We start from the raw sequence: 18815 nt of genomic DNA, 5'->3' as shown, positions 1-18815 counted from the left end.
TCACCCTCCCCCTTGCGGGGAGGGAGAGCGAGATAGGAGTTAGCCCTTGCTAACTCCGTCATCGAGCCGGGAGGGGGTGCGAGAGCCCCGATGATCGAGGCTAGCCGACCCCCACCCTTGATCCCTCCCCGCAAGGGGGAGGGTGTCGACTGGGAACTCAGCGGATGATCAGGACGAAAGAAGATCTCATCCCAACCACCCTGTAGGCCCCCAGATTACTCCCGCGCCAATGCTTCCACCGGGTCCATCCGTGCTGCCGACCGGGCTGGCATGAAGCCGAAGACCACGCCGATCAGGCTGGCGGAGGCGATGGCGAGCAGGATCGATTCGGTGGAGTAGCTGAGCCGAGCGCCCTCGACCAGCAGGGTGAGCGCGTGGCCGAGGCCGAAGCTCAGACCGACGCCGGCGGCGCCGCCGACAAAGCACACCAGCACCGCCTCGATGAGGAATTGCCGCATGATGTCGCCGCGGCGGGCACCGACGGCCATACGGATGCCGATCTCCTTGGTGCGCTCGGAGACACTGACCAGCATGATGTTCATCACCCCGATGCCGCCCACCACCAGCGAGATCACGGCGATGGTGGAAATCAGCAGCGTCAGCGTGGCCGAGGTCGACTGGATGGTGTCGCGGATGGTGGCGGTGTTCTGCAGGAAGAAATCGGTCTTGCCGCCATGCAGCCGGGTCAGCAATTCGGTGATTTCGGCCTCGGCCTGGGCCATGTCGAAATCATCGCTCACCCGCAAGGCGATGGAGCCGAGATAGGACACGCCCAGAATGCGATCCATCGCCGTGGTATAGGGCACATAGACATTGGCGCTGTTGCCGCCGGGCCCGAAGCCGGTGACATTTTCCACCACGCCAATCACCCGAACCGGCACCTTGCCCAGCATGATGACCTGCCCGATCGGGTCCTCGCCATTGATGAAAATGGCGTCGCGCGCATTGCCGTCGATCACCGCTTCCTGTGTGCGCTGGGTGATGCTGGTGTCGTTGAAGCCGACGCCCTGCGCGAAGGTCCGGCCATTGACCTGGAAATAGCCTTCGCCGACCCCCGTGATGGAGGCATTGGACGAGGTGCTGCGATACAGCACCGTGGCATTGGCGGAGACCTGCGGCGAGACGCTGTCGGCATAGGGCTGGCTGGCCAGCGCCTCGGCGTCGGAGGGCAACAGGGTCTGGATGCGATTGCTGCGCCGGTCGCCAAAGCCGCTGCCCGGATAGATATTGATGGTGTTGGTGCCGATGGAGGCGATGTTTTCCAGCACGGTCTGCTGACTGCCCTGCCCCAGCGCCACGACGCTGACCACCGAGGCGATGCCGATGATGATGCCGAGCATGGTGAGGAAGGTGCGCAGCTTGTGCGCCACCATGGCCCGCAGCGCCATGCGCAAGGCTTCGGCGCCGCGATCAAAGCCTTCGCGCCAGCGGGCGATGCGGCGGATGGGGTCGTTGGTGCGGTCGGATCGGGTAGCGTCGCTATTGCGCCGGTCGGCGATGATCTGGCCGTCGGAAATCTCGATGACGCGCTGGGTCTGCGCCGCGATCAGCGGATCATGGGTGACGATGATGATGGTGTGGCCGTCGCGATGCAATTCGCCGAGCAGCGCCATCAGCTCCTTGCCGCTGCGCGAATCCAGCGCCCCGGTGGGCTCATCGGCGAGGATCACCTCGCCGCCATTCATCAGCGCCCGCGCCACGCTGACGCGCTGTTGCTGACCACCCGAGAGGGCATTGGGCCGGTGGGTCAGGCGATCACCCAGCCCCAGCCTTGTCAGCAGATCGATCGCCCGCTGCCGCCGCGCCGCGCCATCGACCCCGGCATAGATCGCCGGCATTTCCACATTGCCCACCGCATCGAGATCGGCGAGCAGCTGATAGCGCTGGAAGATGAAGCCGAAATGCTCGCGGCGCAGCTCGGCCAGCGCATCGGGGCCGAGCTTGCTGACCTCCTGGCCGGCAAATTTATAGGTGCCGGAGGTGGCCCGGTCGAGACAGCCGAGGATATTCATCAGCGTCGACTTGCCCGAGCCGGACTGACCGATAATGGCGACTAGCTCGCCCTGATGGATATCGAGATCGACATCCTTGAGCACGGTCACCGCCTCGGCGCCGGTCTGGAAACTGCGGCTCAAGCCACGCAGCGAGATGATGGGGTCTGTCACGGTCAGCCGCCGATGCGCAGGCCGGGGCCGCCAAAGCGCGCACCGCCGCCACCCGCCTGGCCGCCCTGGCGCAGGGCCGGGGCGGCCCCGCTGACCACCTGCTCGCCCTCGCTGAGCCCGCTTTTGATTTCGGCCATGACATTGTTGTTGAGGCCGATTTCGATTTTGCGTGGTTCGATCTGTTCGGTCGCCGGATCATAGACCGCCACCATGGCATTGCCCTGGGGGTCCCTGCGCGTCACCAGACCGGAGGACAGCACCAGCGCATCCTCGACCTCGTCGAGCACGATGGTCACCTGCGCTGTCATCGAAATGCGCAGCCGGTGATCGGGATTGGGCACGTCGAACAACCCGTTGTAATAGACCGCGCTGTCGGTCGACGCCGTGTCCGAGCTGATCGAGGTCGGGGCTGGCTCGACCTCGCGCAGAGTGGCGTCGATCTTGCGATCGGGCTCGCCCAGAATGGTGAAATACACCCGCTGCCCGGCCGCGACGCGCACCACATCGGCCTCGGAAATTTCGGCCTTGATCACCATGGTGTCGAGATCGGCGATCTTGACGATGGTGGGAATGGCGGAACTGGCATTGACGGTCTGGCCCTCATCGACCAGCAGCGCCACGATGGTGCCGGCGCTGGGGGCGACGATGCGGGTGCGGGCGAGGTTGAGCTCGGCCGATTCAACGCTGAGCTGGGACTGGGCGATCTGCGCATCAAGCTGGTCGATCTGCGCCTGCGCCGAATCCACCGCCGCCTGCGCGGTTTCGAGATCGGTTTGCGAAACGAGGCTATTGGCGCTGAGCTGGGTGCTGCGCGCCAGCGCCGCTTGCGCCTTGAGCAGGCTGGCCTGCTGATTGCGCTGCTGCGCCTGGATGCCGGCCAGCACGGCCTGCGCCGTCTTGATGGCGTTTTCCTGATCGAGGCTGTCGATCTCGACGATCAGATCGCCTTTCTTGACGTCCTGCCCCAGCACCACATGCACGGCCTCGATGCGGCCCGACACTTCGGCGCCGACGCTGACCAGCGAATTGGCCTCCAGCACGCCCGAGGCCAGCACCGTCTGCTCGATATTGCCGCGCCCGACCACCACCGTGCTGGGCAACGTCGCCGCCTTGGGCGCGGCGAGGAAATACCACCACGCGCCAAGCCCGACGCCCCCCAGCACGAGCAACGCCACCAGCCATTTTGCCAAACTCTTCAAGCCGTCCGCACTCCGCATTTCCGTTCGTCGCACGATAATACGTTGCGACGCTGCGTTCACGTTAGGACTTGGTAAGGTTGGGAACGGATGCGTGAGGCTAGAGCCCCAGAAAGCGGATCGTATCGGGGTCGACCGGCACGCCTTCGGCCTGTCGGCGGGCTTTTTCTTCCCATTCGCGATCGCCCGGGGCCATGACGCGCTCGGCGCCGGGGCGCACGGCGGCGCTGCGCAGGCTGGCCAGATAGCGAGTGATCATCAGGCCGAACAGCTCGCGGCCAACGAATTTGCCGGGATCGATGACCAGCACGAAATGGCCCATATTGCGCGGCGTGGACACGTCGTCGCCGCCATACATCGGGATGAAATCGCTATCCAGCGTGGTGCCGGTCAGCAGCGCCGAGAACAAAGTCGCCACCCCGGCCAGAGCCGCGCCCTTATAGCCATAATCGGCCCCGCCCAGCGGCAGCAGCATATCCACCACATTGGGGTCGGTGGCCGGATGCCCATCCTTGTCGGCGGCAATGCCGGCCGGCAGTTCGAGCCCGAGCGAGCGGTGCAGCAGCACCCGGTTCATCGGAATCGACGAGGTCGCCATGTCGAGTAGCCAGGGCGCGCTATCAGGCACCGGCGCGGCAAAGGCCAGCGGATTGGTGCCGTGGAAGCGCTGCGCGCCATCGAACAGCGCCACCATGGAATCGGTATTGGTGGTGGCGAAGGTGACAAAGCCCCGCTCGGCCCCGGCCAGCGCATAGGCCCCCGCCGCGCCCAGATGGGAGGAATGGGCAATGCCCACCGCGCCGACGCCGGCCTGTTGGGCGAGTTCGATGCCGACTTCGACGGCTTTATAGGCCGCATAATGGCCCAGCCCGTCATCGCCATCGACCATGGCACTGCCCGCGGCGGTGATATTGACCTTGAGCTGCGGGTCTTTGTTGAGCCGGCCACCGGCCAGCATGTTGCAATAATGCTCGGTCAGCCGCACGCCATGGCTGTCCACCCCCACCAGCGAGGCATGCAGCATCGCCCGGGTCGCCGCCATCAGCGACGCCTCGCTGGCCCCGGCCTGCCGCAGCGCCGCCGCGACTTTGGTTTCCAGCAATTGTACCGGAAATAGCTTCGCCGAACTGTCCAAAACCTATCCTCCTTAGGGGGCGACCCGGCGCTCGGCGCCGCCGCGCAGCTTGCTCGAGGCCTTGGTCACCAGCAGCTGATTGAGCCGCATCTTGTCGGCGTCGACCACCTCGAAGACATAGCCGGCGGCTTCCACCTTGTCGCCCTTGCGCGCCGCGCGGCGCAGCCGATGCACGATGAAGCCGCCAATGGTTTCATAGGCGGCTTCGGGGGCCAGCTTCTTGATATTGAGCGTCCGCGTCACATCGACAAACGGCGCCATGCCGTCGATCAGCCAGCTCTGGTCGTCGCGCTTGAGAATGGACTGCTCCTCGAACGGATTGGCCAGCCCCAGCATCAGCGCGCCCATCAAATCCTTGAAGGTGACGACGCCCACCACCAGCGCATATTCGCTGACCACCAGGGCAAAGCCGGTGCTCTGCGCCTGGAATTCGGCCAGCACTTCCCAGACGTTGAGCGTATCGGGCACCGACAGCACATCGCGCCGCGCCTTGAGGAAATCCACCTGCTCGGGCCGCTCCATGACGGTGGCCAGCACGTCCTCGGCCCGCACGCAGCCGATCACGCTATCGATGCCGCCATCGCAGATCGGGTAGTGCGAAAACGGCCGCCGCCGCACCTTGTCCTGCTGCACTTCCAGCGAGTCGGTCAGGTCGAGATAGACGATATCCTCGCGGATGGTCATCACCGAGGTGACGCTGCGCAGCTCCAGCGCCAGCACGTTTTCGATCAGCCGATATTCGTTTTTCATCAGCACGCCCGAGGCGGCGCCGCCGGCCAGGATCATGCGGAAATCCTCGGCCGTCACCTCATCCTCATGCGACTTGGGCTCGAGATGCAGCATGTTGATCAGCACATCGGACAGCTTGCCGAACAGCCAGACCAGGGGTTTCAGCAGTTTGACCGCCAGTTCGGGGAACCAGACGATGGACAGCGCCACCTTTTCCGGCACCAGCATCGCCACCCGCTTCGGCGTCAGATCGGCAAACAGCACAAAGGCGCCGGTGACGAGGCAGAAGGCCAGCACCGAGCCGATAATGCGAGCCAGGCCGGCCTCGACGCCAATGGCCATCAGCCCGGCGCGGAACATCGGCCCCAATGCATCCTCGCCCAGTGTACCGGCCAGGATCGACACCGCGTTGGTGGCAATCTGCAGCGCCGTCAGCACATCGCCAGCATTGGCGCGCAGCGCCACGAAACGCAGCGCCTTCTTGTTACCGGCTTCGGCCAGGGCGCGAATGCGGACCTCGCGCGCCGCAGCAAAGGCAATTTCAGACAGGGCGATGATGACACTGATCCCGATCAGGGCCAGCAGCAGCAAGATTGCAATCGGGGCATTCATGGCAAGGGTGACGCAGCTTTTGAGACGGGCGTTCTCTCTAGCACGGGGCTGGGGGCAAACGGAAATGGTGTGGGGAGTGAGCGCGGATGCCATTCCCGCGTCAAGTTTGGACTTGCCCAACGTTTCGGTTTCTTCGCCTCCCTCCCCCTTGAGGGGAGGGATTGAGGGTGGGGGTCCATCGGGGGCCACCAAGCCGACCCCCACCCCGGCCCTCCCCTCAAGGGGGAGGGAGGGCAAGAACCGATAGCTTCATGCCACCAGCGCAGCGGTTTGTGAGCCGCGGTCTAGATAAACACCCCTCCCCTCAAGGGGGAGGGACCAGATCGGGCTCGCGGAGGGCAGCACTTTATTTCGGTGGGTAGGCGTGTTCCTGGCCCTGCCAGTCGCGCACGGTAAAGCACCCGTCGCTGCCGGCAATCGGGCTGGCGCCGATATCGGCTTTGCCGTAGCCGCCGGGGATGTCGAGGATGTAGGTCGGCTGGGCGAGGCCGGAAATGCGCCCACGCAAGGCGGTGACCAGCGCCTGGCCCTCTTCGATGCTGAGGCGGAAATGGCTGGTGCCGGGGGCCAGATCGGGGTGGTGCAGATAATACGGGCGAGCGCGATTTTCGACGAAGGCCTGCATCAGCGCGGCGAGCGTTTCGACACTATCGTTGATGCCCTTGAGCAGCACCGACTGGCTGAGCAGCACGATGCCATTGTCGACCAGCAGCGCCATCGCCGCCTTGGCAGCTTGCGTGAATTCGCGCGGATGATTGGCATGGACCGCCAGATAGGTGGTCTTGCCGCTGGAGCGCAGCGCCGCGACCATTTCGGCATCGACCCGCTCGGGCTGCACCACCGGCACGCGGGTGTGGAAGCGGATGATTTTGACGTGGTCGATGCCGGCCAGCCGCGCCATGATCTCGCGCAGCCGGCGCGCCGACAGCACCAGCGGATCGCCGCCGGTGAGGATCACTTCCCAGATTTCGCTGTGATCGGAGATATAGGCGATGGCCGCGTCCAGCTCGGCGGCGGTCAGCGTGCCCAGCCCCTGCGGGCCGACCATTTCGCGGCGGAAACAGAAGCGGCAATAGACCGGGCAGACATGCACGGCTTTCAGCAGCACCCGGTCGGGATAGCGATGCACAATGCCTTCCACCGGCGAATGGGTCAGGTCGCCGATGGGGTCGATGCGCTCGTCCGGCGTGGTGATCAGTTCGCGCGGGTCGGGGACGAATTGGCGGGCGATGGGGTCATCGGGGTCGGTGGGGTCGATCAGCGCGGTGATCGCCGGGGTGATGGCGATGGCGTATTTTTGGGCGACGGCTTCGAGGTTTTCGCCATTGCTCAGGCCGGCGGCGACGAGATCGGCGACGGTTTTGAGCGCGGCACTCCTCACCCCAACCCTCTCCCCTGAGGGGCGAGGGGGTTCGATCGCGTTCGGGAAAGCATCTGCGATGTCTGCGCTGTCCAAAATGCTCATTCCGCTACCGGTGCCCACAGCACCGCCTCGATCCGGGGCGCACCCGTCGCCAGCATGACCAGGCGATCAAAGCCCAGCGCCACGCCGCTGGCTTCCGGCATCAGCTCTAGCGCCTCCAGAAAATCCTCGTCCAGCGGGTATTGCTCGCCATAGATGCGCTGCTTTTCGGCCATTTCTGCGGCGAAGCGTCGGCGCTGCTCGGCGGCGTCGGTCAATTCGCCAAAGCCATTGGCCAGCTCGACGCCGCAGGCATAAAGCTCGAAGCGCTCGGAGACGCGGCGATCATCGGCGGCCCGCCGCGCCAAGGCGGCTTCGGCGGCCGGATAGCGGTCCAGCACGGTGATGCGGCCATTGCCGAGTTGCGGCTCGACCTTTTCAAAGAGGATCAGGCTGAACAGATAGCTCCAGCTGCGATCCTCGGGCACCGCCAGCCCCTGCGCCAGCATCTGGGCGGCCAGCGCCTCGCCATCGGTGACGCCGTCGCTGTCCATGCTGGCCAGCAGATCGATGCCGGCATAGCGCATAAAGGCGTCGACCACGCTCAGGCGTTCTGGGGTGACGAAGGGATCGCATTCCCAGTCGCGATAGCGCAGGGTTCTTGCCCCGGTGGTTTCGGCGGCGAGGCGCAGCAGGGCCACGCAGTCTCCAATCACCGCATCATAGGCTTCGCCCACCCGATACCATTCCAGCATGGTAAATTCGGGGTGATGCAGCGCGCTGCGCTCGCGATTGCGCCAGACATGGCCGAGGCTGGCGATGCGTTGCTCGCCGGCGGCCAGCAGCTTTTTCATGGTGAATTCGGGGGAGGTGTGCAGATACATCGCTTGGCCCGCCCCGTCATTGCCGATCATCTCGGTCTTGAAGGCGTGCAGATGGGTCTCATTGCCCGGCGAGCGCTGCAGCGCCGGCGGATCGACCAGCAAAAACTCCTGCTCGGCCAGATAGAGCCGAATGCGCGCCTCGATGCGGGCGCGCGCCAGCAGGATCGGGCGGCGATCGGCATGGACCGAAGGCGTCCACCAGGGCGATGCGGAATGAGACGGGGTGCTGCTCATGTGACCTTATATGACGGCCGGGCTGGCGATTTTCGCCGAGATAGGATAGTTGGCGCACGAAAGCCTATTTCGCGCGCGGGACGGCCCTGCCTCTACGACGCGCCACCGATACGAACAAGGAAGAATAATGGTCAAGGTCATCGCCTCGTCGCTGCGCAAGGGCAATGTCGTCGAACAGGACGGCAATCTGCACATCATCCTGACCGCAGAAAACGTCCACCCCGGCAAGGGCAACTCCATCACCAACGTCAACATGCGCCGCATGTCGGATGGCGTGAAGGTGGTCGGCCGCTGGCGCACCGTCGAAATGGTCGAAAAGGCCGATGTCGACGAGCGCGAATATGATTATCTCTATTCGGACGGCGAAGGCCACCACTTCATGGAGCCGGTGAGCTACGAGCAGATCACCGTGCCGGAAGACGTGGTCGGCGACCAGAAGGCCTATCTGACCGATGGCATGAAGGTGTCGCTCAAGACCTTTGAAGGCAACGCCATTGCCATGGAACTGCCGCAGCGCCTGAGCTTCGAGATTGTCGAGACCGAGCCGGTGGTCAAGGGCCAGACGGCGTCGTCCTCCTACAAGCCTGCCGTGCTCAATAACGGCCTGCGCGTCATGGTCCCGCCCCATATCGGCGCCGGCACCCGCATCGTGATCCTGACCGAAGACAATTCCTATGTGGAACGCGCCAAGGACTGAGGCTTAGCCTCAGCGATCAAAAAACGGGCCCTGCGGGGCCCGTTGCTATTTCGGCTCGTCAATTTCCCCGGCCGCATCGTGCCAATGCTCGTCGGCGCGCCCAATCGGGGTGCCGTCGGCCAGCCATTTGTCATAGGCCAGCTCGCGCAGCAGCATCTCCTTGGCGCGCAGCCAATAGTGGAACGAGCGGTCTTGGGGCCGTCCATCCTGCTCCCATAAAAAATAGGCTGTCTGCCGCAGCCTCTCGGCCACTTCGCTGTTTTTACGCATCGCCCCGACCGGTCAAAACGCGGCAGCAGAGCCGGGCGGCCCATTTGGCGGGCCACGCCGGGCAAGCCATATCGGCAGCACCCCAGGCTCCGCCGCTCGGCACCGGGGCACCCTCAGCAACGACTGCTTGCCCTGCATGGTTCCCCCGAATTGATCTGGCCTGCCGCATCCGCCCGGCATAGGCTCAGCCGGCAATCACCGAGTGGCCTGCCGATGTCCGCCTCGCTCTACCCCGCCAATTTCTACGAAAACCGCCGCCTGCACACCGCTCACGCCGCCAGCCGCATCCTCGGCGCGCTGCCGCCGGGCCTGCCGCGCCGCCATGTCGCCGATATCGGCTGCGGCACTGGCACCTGGCTGGCCGCAGCCTTGGCCGACGGGGCGGCCACCGGTTTCGGCATCGAGGGCGATTGGGTCACCCCGGCCATGCTCGACAATCCGGCGATCGAGTTTGTGGCGCAGGATCTGGAGCAGCGCTTTGCCGGCCCGCGCGTCGAGCTGGTGCTATCGCTGGAGGTGGGCGAACACTTGACGCCCGGCCGAGCCGACAGCTTTGTCGCCGATCTGGTGGCGCTGGCGCCGGCCATTCTGTTCAGCGCCGCCATTCCCGGCCAGGGCGGCGTCGGCCATCTCAACGAGCAATGGCCGAGCTGGTGGGCCGCGCGCTTCGCCGGCCATGGCTACACCGCCCACGATGTGGTGCGCCCGGCCATCTGGACCGACGAGGCCATTCCGGCCTGGTATCGGCAGAATGCGGTGCTGTATCTGGATGCGGCGACGCGCGGGCGGCTGGGGTTGCTGCCTGATGATCCCAGCCTGCTCGACCGGGTGCATCCCAGCTTCTGGGCCCGGGCCAATCGGGAATTGGGCTATGCCAATGCGCTGCCGGAGTCCGAAGTGTTGCGGCAGCGAGGGGCGCAGTAGCGCTCAGCGCGCTGCCCAGAGCAACCCGCGCCGCAGGATTTCGCGGACGGGGCCGCTGCGCAGCTCGTCGGCTGTATGCCCGAGCGAGGAGTAAAACACCCGGCCCTGATCATGCATGGTGGTGAACACCACCGGCATCACTACGTCCTTGCGCCAGGGGTGGAATTCGCCGGAAAATACCGTGGTCGCCAGCACGTCCACCGCCGGGTCGTAGTTCAGATAATATTGCTCGGAGGTGTGCTCGAAGCTGTCGATGCCGGCCATGATCGGGTGGCTGCTGTCGGTCACGTCGACCCGATAGGTGATGATATTGCCCGGATGCTGTACCCAGTAGCAGCTCGCCGCATAGCGGAACGGCACGCTGGAACGGAAGCTGGTGGCCAAGCCCATGTGATAGCCGGCCAGCCCGGTGCCAGCGCGGATCGCAGTGATCAGCTTGGCCATTTTTTCTGGCGCCAGCACCCCGTCGGTGATGACCGGCACCACCAGGTCATTGCTGCCGACATCGTCGGCACCGAGCGCGTCATAATCCGGCGTCACGGTGACAGCAAAGCCTTCGGCTTCCAACAGTTCGCGCACCACCTGCGCCCCGCGTTCGGGCGTGTGCAGTTCCATGCCGCCCCAGACCACCAGGGCTTTTTTTGTACTATTCATCGTCAATCCTCACAGCCCCAAGCCCACGGCGCGCGTCCGATGCACGCCCTTGGGTACGAAGGCGAATTTGTCGGCCAGGCCAAGCAGGTCAGCGGCCAGATGCACCACCGACAGCCACATTTCGGTGCCTTGCAGGCTCGGCGCCTGCCCATCGGCAAAGGCGAAGCCTTGGTCGGTGATCCAGCGCTGCTCGGCCCGCTGGATGATGGCGCGGGCGATGGCGTCGGCCTCGGCGCGGCGATGGTCGGTCTGCTTGAGACAGAGCAGCAGCGGGTGGATGGTGTCGAGCAGATTGCACGCAGTATAGGTCGGGCCGGCAAAGCCGCCATAATTGCGATAATTCAGAAGCACTGAGTCAATGGCCCGCTCGGCATTGGGCACCGGCAGGCCGAACTGGGCATAGGTGCCGCGGGTCAGCCGATAGAAGCCGTTGACTGGCTGTAGCAGCCCTTCGGCTAGGGTTGGTGAGCCCCAGAGGCCGGTCGCCCGGTCCTGATGCAAGGCCAGCCAGCCGAACAGGATTTCCCGCGCCCGGCCGGTGGTAAAATAGCGGGCGTTGAAATAGAGCGCCGTGCCGATGGCATCGACGGCCGCGCCAGCGCCCCAGGCGCGGCTGCGCCAGGTCAGCCCTTCCAGCCAGTCGCAGAGCGCGTTGGCGCCGAGTTCGACGGCAGCAATCTTGTGCAGAGGCTGGCCGCCCAGCAGCTCGATGGCGTAGCCGACCGAGAGCACATTGTAGAGCGCCAAGCCATTGTCGCGCACCGCTTCGCCCGGTGCTGGGGGCTGTTTGGGATCGGGGAACAGCCCGGTGATGGGGTCCTGCAGCGCCTGCAATTCGGCAAGGGTGGCGGCCACATCCAGCCCTTCGGGCAGCGCGCCAAAGCCCGCAGCGATCTCGATGGCGTCATTGCGATGCCGGGCACTGCGCCGGACGGTGCCATCGGCTTCGCGCGACACGTAGTCGTTGCCCTGGCGATGGCTTGCCAAAATCGCTGGCCATTGCGCGGCTGCTGCGTCGCCGAGCCGGACCAAGGCCCCGGTGACGTCGCTGGTGGCGGATTGACCGCGATAGCGTACGAGTTTGGCCGGCACGCCGCCGACGATGGCCAGTGGCGGCACATTCTTGCTCACCACCGCCCCGGCGGCGACCACTGCGCCCTTGCCGATGGTGACCCCGTCGAGCACCACCGCGTTGGCGCCGATCCACACATCGTCTTCGATGGTGATGCCGAGCGTCTCGTGCTTTTGCGTGTGGATCGGCACGCTGGGATCATCAAAGCCGTGATTGAAGCCGACGATGGAGACATGACTGGCAATGCGCACGCCGTCGCCGCAGCGCACTCGGCCCGAAATCATCGCATAGGGATTGATCGTGGTATGGGCGCCGAACTCCACGTCGCCGCGCACCAGCGCATGGCCGGCAATCCAGCTTTGTTCGCCCAGCACCAGATGGGTGGTGAAAATCGCGGCCTCGGCTGCGACGTAAGCGGTGGGGTGGAACTGTGCGCCGGCGACCCGGGACAGATGGGCTTGCCGGGCGCGATGTTCGGGGCTGTCGATGTCGGCCTGGGTGCGGTCCCAGGTGAGGAATTGTAGCCGGGCGGTGTGCTCGGGGTCGTCTGATAGTCGAAAACTGTCCACTAGTCTCTCCGCACCCACCGGCTTCACCCTCCCCCTTGCGGGGAAAGCAGCGAGATAGGACTTAGCCTTGGCTAAGTCCGTGATCGAGCCGGGAGGGGGTATACGTCCGCACGCTCGGCGTTTGGGACTCACCCCCACCCTACCCTCCCCGCAAGGGGGAGGGTGACATCCAGTACGAGGCGCCCTCGCGCCACATCCCCCTCACGCCAAGCGCTCCAGCAGGGCTGGTTCGATTTCGAATTCCATGTGCTGCCCTCCGACAAAACGCTCGATTTCGGCGATGACCAGTTCTCCCAGCCGCAGTCTTTCGGTGCCGGCGGCGCCGGCGATATGCGGGGTCAGGAAGACATTGGGCAGACTATAGAGCGGCGAACTGGCTTCGGGTATCTCCGGGTCGGTGACGTCGATCACCGCGTGAATGCGGCCGGTCTGCAATTCGGCGATCAGCGCCGCTTCATCGACCAGCGAGCCGCGCGCCGTATTGATAAACCCAGCCCCGTCCTGCATCAGCTTGAGCTGTTTGGCTCCGATCATGCCCTGCGTGGACGGCAGCGCCGGCGCGTGGACCGACACCACATCGGAGCGGGCCATCAGCGTGTCGAGATCCACCAGTTCGGCCCGCGCCAGCAGCGGATCATCTGCTGCCATGAACGGGTCATTGATCAGCACGGTGACGTCGAGCCCCTGCAGCATGCGCGCCACCCTGCGGCCGATGCGCGACGCGCCGACCAGCCCGATGGTGCGGTGATAATTGCCGATGCGCTCATCCATCAGCGCATAGGTGGTGCGCCGCGCCGGATCGGCGCGATAGCGGTCGCGCAGCTCGAACACTCGTTTATTGGCGAAGATGATCGCCGCCAGGGTGAATTCGGCCACCGGCACCGCATTGGCGTCGGCAGCGTGGGTCACCCTGATCCCGGCTTCATAGACCGCGGGGTCGACGGTGAATTTCACCGTGCCCGCCGCATGGGCGACCAGCTTGAGGTTGCTGGCGTCGGCGAGCACCTCGGGCGTCAGCATCGGGCAGCCCCAGCCGGTCACCAGAATGTCGATTTCGCCCAGCACGGCGCGCGCCTCGGCGCTGGAGAACTCCTCCAGCGGCGTGGCCCGCACGATATCGCAACTGCGCGCCAGCCGGGCCAATGCCGCCGCGTCAAACACATGTCGGGTCTTGTCCGCCGCCATGGCGAAGGCGAGTTTTGGTCGCATCAATCGCGCTCCGGCACCAGAATGGCGCTCACATCAATGCCCTCGCGGGCGAACATGGCTTCCAGCGCCACCATGTCCGGTGCATGGGGCACTTGCCCTAGCGCCGCCTCGGCCTCGGCGCCGGCCGGCAGCGCCATCGCCGCCGTCACCAGCAGCGTCTCCCCAGGTGGGATCGCCCCGCGCAATTGTGGCACGATGGATTTGGAGACGATGAGATTGGTATTGGGCAGCGCCCGATGCGCCCGCCCGGCCCGCTGCCTGACCAGATCGACAATGGCGCTGACATCGGTTGCGCTCTTGGCGATGGCCCGGCCGGCTTCGTCGATATAGGTGTCGGCGTTGAGGTCCGCCCGGCCGATGGCGAAGCCGCCTTCGGTGGCATGCAAGGCGCGCGGCGTATTGATGCGGTGGACGCGGATATGCCAGAGATTGGCCGGGATCAGCCAGGTTTCGACAGTCACATCGCTCCACGGCTTCCAGCGCCCGAACAGCGTATTCTCGGCGATCTGGGCGACTTCATTGCCCTCGCGGACGCGGTAATGAATGCCGTCGTCGGAAAAGGCCAGCGCCCCGTCAAACGCGCCATTATCGTAATCGCGGTCATCGGACTCGACGGAAAAGCCGTAGCGCGAGGAATAGACGAATTTGCAGTATTTCTCCGCCCCCTGCCGCATATGCCAGGTGCCGCGCCCGAACCGCACCTGCTGGCCGCTTGACAGCGCCACCACATTGCCTGGGGTATGTACCATCACCATTCCCGGATGCTTAAGCGGCACCGGCTTCTTGCTGACTTCGGCCGGGGTTTCCTCGGCGGTCCAGAATGGGTGATCCTCCGGCAGCGCCAGCGGCAGGAAGGCCTTCAGCGCCCAATAGGGCGAGCCGGCCGAATTGTAGCTCTCGGACATGAACAGGTTGGGATAGCCGAAGCCGATCGACAGCACGCCATCGCGATTGGCGATCGGCTTGTCGGCCCACCAGCGCAGATGGCGCATATACTGCCCCTTGATCTCGCCCCAGGGCAGCACGTCGAGATCAGCAAAGGCCAAGGCGCCCCAGATGCCGCCGCAGGCAAAACGATAGGTCAGGCTCCGTCCGAAGGCCAGCGCACCGCCATCTTCGTCAAACCAGTGGCGGATATCCTTGGCGAACAGTTTGGCCCGCTCTCTATAGGCGGCGACGCGCTTGTCATCGCCCTTGGCCAGCTTGGCGTAGATCAACCCATAAAAATGCATGGCGAAGGGAATGTAGTGGTCGACGCGCCGCACATTGCCGTCGCGATACCAGCCATCGCCGAGATAGAAGCCATCCAGTTCTTCGAGATATTTCTCGGTCAGCGAACGGTCGAAGTCGACGCCGCATTCGTCCAGCCCCAGATCGACGAGGATGCGGAAGAACTTCCAGTTATTATCAGCATAGTCGAACTGGCGCGCATGCTTGAGATAGGCGGCCAGATTGTCCTTGGCCTTCTGCGGTAGCGGCTCCCACACCAGATGCGGCAGCAGCCGCAGGGTGAAGCCAATCGCCGCCAACTCGACCATGCGCTGATCGGTCGAGCTGACCGTGCCCCAGTATTCGGGATGCTCGGGATCGGTGCCATTGGCGAGGCCCTGGCGATAGAGTGCCCAATGGTCGAACTGACCACCGCCCGCCGCCAGCGGGGTCAGCCCCCAGAGCGGGCGGGCAAAGCCTTCAAGGTCGGCCGCCGCGCGGTCGAAATGCGCCCCGGCGCCGTCGAGCCGCACCCGCGCTGCGCCTTCCGAAAAGAAGGGCAGCAGCGGGTTGAATAAATCGTGCAACGCCTTTTCGACATCGGCGCGGGTCTTGAGCGGATTGCCATGCAACGGATTGGCGCTCACCGGATCATAAGTCATTCAGGCGATATCCTCGTTTTCACGCGTCATCTGTGGGGCGACGGCGGGCGCGGCATAGGCGCCCTTCAGGTCGAGTTTTTCAGCAAAATGGCAGGCCGCCTGCTGGGCACTACCGTTGATCGGGCGCAGTTCCGGCCGCTCGCTGCGGCAGCGGTCCTCGGCATATTTGCAGCGGGTGTGGAACGGGCAGCCCACCGGGCGATTGCCCAGATAGGGGATTTCGCCGCGCACTTCCTTCTTCCGTCCCTTGCGCCGCAGCGGATCGGCAATCGGCAGGGCTTCGAGCAGCAGCTCGGTGTAGGGGTGACGCGGCCGTTCAAACAGCATCTCGGTGGGCGCATTTTCCACCACATGGCCGAGATACATCACCACCACGCGGTCAGCGATGTAGTTGACCACGCCCAGATCATGGCTGATGAAAATATAGGTCAGCCCGAATTCGGCCTTGAGGTCTTCCAGCAGGTTGAGCACCTGCGCTTGGATCGACACGTCGAGCGCCGACACCGCCTCGTCGGCGATCACCAGCTTGGGGTCGAGTACCAGCGCCCTGGCGATGCCGATGCGCTGGCGCTGGCCGCCGGAAAACGCATGTGGATAGCGTCCCACCGCCTCGGCGGGAATGCCCACCTTTTCCAGCGTCGACAACACCAGCTCTTCCAGCGCCTTGCCCTTGCAGATCTTGTGGATGCGCAGCGGCTCGGCGACGATATCGAACACCCGCATATTGGGATTGAGCGAGCTCATCGGGTCCTGGAAGATCATGCGGATATCCTGCCGCCAGGGTTTTAGCTCCCGCTTCTTGAGCGCGGTCAGTTCCACGTCGCCGCCGGATTTGGGGTGATACACCACCCGCCCGCCATCGGAGGATTGCGCCTGAATAATGCAGCGCCCCAGCGTGGTCTTGCCGCAGCCGCTTTCGCCGACAATGGCGAGGGTTTCTCCGGCTTCCACCGTCAGATTGATATCGGTCAGCGCATCGAGCCGGCGTTCGGGGCCGAACCAGCCGCCGCTGAGCACGTAATGCTTGGAGAGGTTTTCGACGGTCAGCAACGGGCTCATGCGACTGCCTCCGCATTTTGCCGCGTCAGCAAGTGACAGCGGGCGTGGTGGCCTGCCCCGATTTCGGTGCGTTCTGGTCGGACAGTAGCGCAGGGCTCGAAGGCATAGGGGCAGCGGCTGGTGAAGGCGCAGCCGGAGGGCCGGTCCTTGGGCGCCGGCACCGTGCCGTGGATGGGCGAGAGCCGCACCCGCTCGGCCTTGCGCGCCATCTTGGGAATCGAAGCCAGCAGCGCCTGGGTATAGGGATGCTTGGGGGCGGCGAAGACGTCAAACACGCTCCCCTGCTCCACCACATCGCCCAGATACATCACCGCCACCTCGTCGGCGATTTCGGCCACCACGCCGAGGTCATGGGTGATGAACAGCATCGCCATGCCGAAATCGGCCTGCAATTGCGCCAAGAGGTCCAGAATTTGTGCCTGCGTGGTCACGTCCAGCGCCGTGGTCGGCTCGTCGGCAATCAGCACTTTTGGCGTGCAGGCCAGCGCCATGGCGATCATGGCGCGCTGCCGCAGCCCGCCCGAGAGCTGGAACGGATAGGCATCGGCCCGCTCGCGTGCGCCGGGAATGCCCACCTGCTCGAGCAGCGCCACGGTGCGCTCGCGCGCTTCCTTGGGCTTGAGCCCTTCATGGATCACCATCATCTCGTCGATCTGGTCGCCAATGGTGTGCACCGGCGACAGCGAGCTCATCGGCTCCTGAAAAATCATGGCGATCTGGTTGCCGCGAATGGCCCGCAGCGGCAGGCTGTCCTGCTTGAGCTGGACGATATCGGTGGGCTTGGCATCCGCCGGCGCGTAAACGATGGAGCCGCGCTGGATATTGGCATTCTTGTCGAGCAGCCGCAGCACGGCGCGGGCGGTGACGGATTTCCCGCAGCCGCTTTCGCCCACCAGCGCCAGCGTCTTGCCCGGCGTCAGCGTCAGATCGACCTGCCGCACCGCCTCGATATCGGGCTCGTCGGGCGAGGTGAAGACGATGGACATGTCGGCGATGGTGAGGATGGGACTAGCGGCCATGGGGATCAGCGGCATCACGGAGGCCGTCTCCAAAAAAGTTCATACTGAGGATGATGATGACCACGCAGATGCCGGGGGTCAGCAGCCAAGGGGCGGTGGCCAGGGTGCGGATATTCTGCGCGTCCTGCAGCAGCGTGCCCCAGCTGACGATGGGGGCCTGTAGCCCCAGGCCGAGAAAGCTCAGCGCCGTTTCCGCCAAGATCATGCCGGGAATGGCCAGAGTCGCCGCCGCAATGATGTGGCTCATGAAGCTGGGCACCATATGCCTTGTGATGATGCGCCAGTCGCTGGCGCCATCGAGCTGCGCCGCGGTGACGAAGTCCTCGGTGCGCAGGCTCAGGAAGCGCCCGCGCACCACGCGCGCCAGCTCGGTCCAGCCGATCAGGCTGAGAATGATGGTGATGGCGAAATAGGTCTGCAGCGCGCTCCAGTCCTTGGGCAAGGCTGCCGCCAGCCCCAGCCACAGCGGAATGGTCGGCATCGAGCGGATGAACTCCACCACCCGCATCACCGCGCTATCGAACCAGCCGCCATAATAGCCGGCAAAGCCGCCGATGATGATGCCGAAGAACAGGCTGAGCGTGACGCCGGCGAGACCAATGGACAGCGAAATGCGGGTGCCATGGATCAGCCGGCTCAGCAGGTCGCGGCCCAGCCGGTCGGCGCCCAGCACATAGAAGGGCGCTTTCGGGTCGGCGACGCCGATCAGTTTGACCGTCATCGGAATGAGGCCGGCCAGCAGATAGGGCTTGCTCGGCGCAAAGAACTGCACCGGGATTTCGACCTCGGGATCGATGACAAAAATCCGCCGCATCGCCTTGGGGTCGATCTCGGTGGCATAGCCATTCACATGCGGGGCAAACCGCCACGAGCCGTCTTCGGCGGTGGAAATCAGCTGGATGCCCTGGGGCGGCGCATAGGTATAGCGCGCGCTATAGGCACCCGGATCGGTGGGGGCGATAAATTCGGCCAGCAGCGCCACCAGATAAAACGCGATCACGATCCACAGGCTCACCAGCGCCAGCCGGTGCCGCTTGAAGCGCCGCCACATCAGCCCGAGCTGGCTCTCGCGCTTGGCGCGAATAACCGGGGTCGGCAGCGCGCTATCCGTCAT

The 18815-nt window shown here is 64.8% G+C and carries 16 protein-coding genes; 2 read left to right on the top strand and 14 right to left on the bottom strand.

Annotated elements, in window-relative coordinates; all coding sequences use genetic code 11:
• Positions 1-215 precede the first annotated feature (215 nt).
• From ACX3OW_RS11365 to epmA, 6 genes are all read right to left on the bottom strand, one after another.
• Positions 216-2165, bottom strand: a complete 1950-nt coding sequence (locus tag ACX3OW_RS11365; protein ID WP_459095874.1) for a MacB family efflux pump subunit — start codon at positions 2163-2165, stop codon at positions 216-218.
• Between the two features lie 2 nt (positions 2166-2167).
• Positions 2168-3364, bottom strand: a complete 1197-nt coding sequence (locus ACX3OW_RS11360; protein ID WP_459095873.1) for an efflux RND transporter periplasmic adaptor subunit — start codon at positions 3362-3364, stop codon at positions 2168-2170.
• A 97-nt stretch (positions 3365-3461) separates the two neighbouring features.
• A complete protein-coding gene (locus tag ACX3OW_RS11355) occupies positions 3462-4496 on the bottom strand; it encodes an Ldh family oxidoreductase (RefSeq protein ID WP_459095872.1) in 1035 nt (344 codons plus the stop codon).
• 12 nt (positions 4497-4508) lie between these two features.
• Positions 4509-5816, bottom strand: a complete 1308-nt coding sequence (locus tag ACX3OW_RS11350; RefSeq protein WP_459095871.1) for a hemolysin family protein — start codon at positions 5814-5816, stop codon at positions 4509-4511.
• 367 nt (positions 5817-6183) lie between these two features.
• Positions 6184-7218: a lysine-2,3-aminomutase-like protein gene (locus ACX3OW_RS11345; protein ID WP_459095870.1), complete on the bottom strand. Its 1035-nt coding sequence runs from the start codon at positions 7216-7218 to the stop codon at positions 6184-6186.
• Between the two features lie 80 nt (positions 7219-7298).
• On the bottom strand, positions 7299-8357 hold the full coding sequence (gene epmA, locus ACX3OW_RS11340; protein ID WP_459095869.1) for an EF-P lysine aminoacylase EpmA: 1059 nt from the start codon (positions 8355-8357) through the stop codon (positions 7299-7301).
• Between the two features lie 127 nt (positions 8358-8484).
• Between epmA and efp the strand changes: the two genes are divergently transcribed.
• Positions 8485-9054, top strand: coding sequence for an elongation factor P (gene efp, locus ACX3OW_RS11335; RefSeq protein ID WP_459095868.1), 570 nt, complete (start codon positions 8485-8487; stop codon positions 9052-9054).
• 45 nt (positions 9055-9099) lie between these two features.
• Here efp and ACX3OW_RS11330 read toward each other — a convergent pair whose 3' ends face one another.
• Complete coding sequence (locus tag ACX3OW_RS11330; RefSeq protein ID WP_459095867.1) at positions 9100-9324, bottom strand: DUF2934 domain-containing protein; 225 nt, start codon at positions 9322-9324, stop codon at positions 9100-9102.
• Between the two features lie 213 nt (positions 9325-9537).
• Between ACX3OW_RS11330 and ACX3OW_RS11325 the strand changes: the two genes are divergently transcribed.
• Positions 9538-10248 (top strand): class I SAM-dependent methyltransferase, encoded by a 711-nt coding sequence (locus ACX3OW_RS11325; RefSeq protein WP_459095866.1) that lies wholly within the window; start codon positions 9538-9540, stop codon positions 10246-10248.
• Between the two features lie 3 nt (positions 10249-10251).
• Here ACX3OW_RS11325 and ACX3OW_RS11320 read toward each other — a convergent pair whose 3' ends face one another.
• From ACX3OW_RS11320 to ACX3OW_RS11290, 7 genes are all read right to left on the bottom strand, one after another.
• Positions 10252-10902, bottom strand: a complete 651-nt coding sequence (locus ACX3OW_RS11320; RefSeq protein ID WP_459095865.1) for a ThuA domain-containing protein — start codon at positions 10900-10902, stop codon at positions 10252-10254.
• Between the two features lie 9 nt (positions 10903-10911).
• Entirely contained in the window at positions 10912-12543 is a 1632-nt protein-coding gene (locus ACX3OW_RS11315) for an acyltransferase (protein ID WP_459095864.1), read from the bottom strand.
• 201 nt (positions 12544-12744) lie between these two features.
• Positions 12745-13755: a hydroxyacid dehydrogenase gene (locus ACX3OW_RS11310; protein WP_459095863.1), complete on the bottom strand. Its 1011-nt coding sequence runs from the start codon at positions 13753-13755 to the stop codon at positions 12745-12747.
• Entirely contained in the window at positions 13752-15623 is a 1872-nt protein-coding gene (locus ACX3OW_RS11305) for a DUF2264 domain-containing protein (protein ID WP_459095862.1), read from the bottom strand. The genes ACX3OW_RS11310 and ACX3OW_RS11305 overlap by 4 nt, the downstream gene beginning before the upstream one ends.
• A complete protein-coding gene (locus ACX3OW_RS11300; RefSeq protein WP_459095861.1) occupies positions 15624-16682 on the bottom strand; it encodes an ABC transporter ATP-binding protein in 1059 nt (352 codons plus the stop codon). It abuts the gene before it with no gap.
• Complete coding sequence (locus tag ACX3OW_RS11295; RefSeq protein WP_459096102.1) at positions 16679-17716, bottom strand: ABC transporter ATP-binding protein; 1038 nt, start codon at positions 17714-17716, stop codon at positions 16679-16681. Before ACX3OW_RS11295 ends, ACX3OW_RS11300 begins: the two co-directional genes overlap by 4 nt.
• A complete protein-coding gene (locus ACX3OW_RS11290; RefSeq protein ID WP_459096101.1) occupies positions 17691-18815 on the bottom strand; it encodes an ABC transporter permease in 1125 nt (374 codons plus the stop codon). The genes ACX3OW_RS11295 and ACX3OW_RS11290 overlap by 26 nt, the downstream gene beginning before the upstream one ends.

This window comes from Devosia sp. A449, from assembly GCF_054489375.1.
This window is presented reverse-complemented; position numbering and strand designations above follow the sequence as displayed.